This window comes from Mesorhizobium sp. P5_C1 (genome assembly GCF_054049815.1).
Genome location: NZ_JBFULQ010001023.1, coordinates 1 through 1,183 on the forward strand (window position 1 = coordinate 1; position 1,183 = coordinate 1,183).

Annotated in this window: 2 protein-coding genes; both read right to left on the bottom strand. The window is 58.7% G+C overall.

The features are described from left to right. The coding region (locus ACXJ7R_RS33570) for a fumarylacetoacetate hydrolase family protein (protein WP_457155545.1) at nt 1-661 on the bottom strand (661 nt) is incomplete at its 3' end. 65 nt (nt 662-726) lie between these two features. Continuing rightward, nucleotides 727-1,183: homogentisate 1,2-dioxygenase domain-containing protein (locus ACXJ7R_RS33575; RefSeq protein ID WP_457155546.1), on the bottom strand; the 457-nt coding region annotated here is incomplete at its 5' end.

A 1,183-nucleotide genomic window follows, 5' to 3' on the forward strand; every position in this document is an offset into this window, starting at 1 on the left:
CAAGCAAGGGGAGGTGTAGTTTCCCATCCCTCCAGGCGCTCCCGAGTTCGTCGAGCGTCACGGCCACTGGCGAGAAAGCGGACGAGGGTTTTGAGTGGAAAAAGCCGAAGCCCTTGGCCAACTCCGCGGGAATGAGACCACGCAAAGAGACGTCATTGACCAGCATTACAAGGCGGATGGCTTCACCGGCCTGATCGACGGACACGCCCATTGGGACGTCATCCACAATCACGGCCACCTCACCTTCCATGTCGATCCCGTAAGCTTCGTCGGCCATGACGATGGGATCGCGAGGGCCAAGAAAGCTGTCAGAGCCACCCTGATACATCAGAGGATCGCTCCAGAAGCTCTCCGGCATCTCGGCGTTGCGGGCCTTTCGCACCAACTCGACGTGATTGACGTAAGCCGAGCCGTCAGCCCATTGGTAAGCACGCGGAAGTGGCGAGCAGACGTCACCTTCATAAAACGGCGTAGAGGGTTGCGAACCTGCCTCGAGGCCCTCGGCGATCTCTCGAAGTCGGGGAGCAGCATTTCGCCAGTCATCGAGGGCTGCCTGAACAGTGCGCGCGATATGACCGACTTCGCAACAGCGGCTTAGATCCCTTGAGACGACGACAAGCCTTCCGTCCCTGGTTGTGTCTTTGATCGTTGCGAGTTTCATTCCGCCAAACCGTCCTTCTTCACCACGTGGCATCAGGATTCATGAATTGATGCGTAGTTGAGGCATCATTTGACGCCCGGGGTTCCGTCAAATTTCCGGTCCAGGTGATCCCAGCATTCAAGGTAGTCATCCTGCAGAGTCTCGAGCTCGGCGGCGTAGCGCGTCAGCTGCTGCGGATACCGGGTCTCGAACATGAAGGCCAAGGTGTGGTCTAGCTTCACCGGCTTCAGTTCCACGCTGGATGCCTTCTCGAAGCCCATGGCATCCGGGCCATGCGGCAGCATCATATTGTGCAGACTCATGCCGCCCGGTACGAAGCCTTCTTCCTTGGCGTCGTATTGGCCCTCGATGAGGCCCATGAATTCGCTCATGAKRTTGCGRTGGTACCARGGYGGGCGGAASGTGTKCTCGGCCACCARCCAGCGWGGCGGRAAGATGACGAAATCGACATTCGCGGTTCCCGATTCCTCGGTTGGCGCCGTGAGCACCGTGAAGATCGATGGATCGGGATGGTCGAACAGG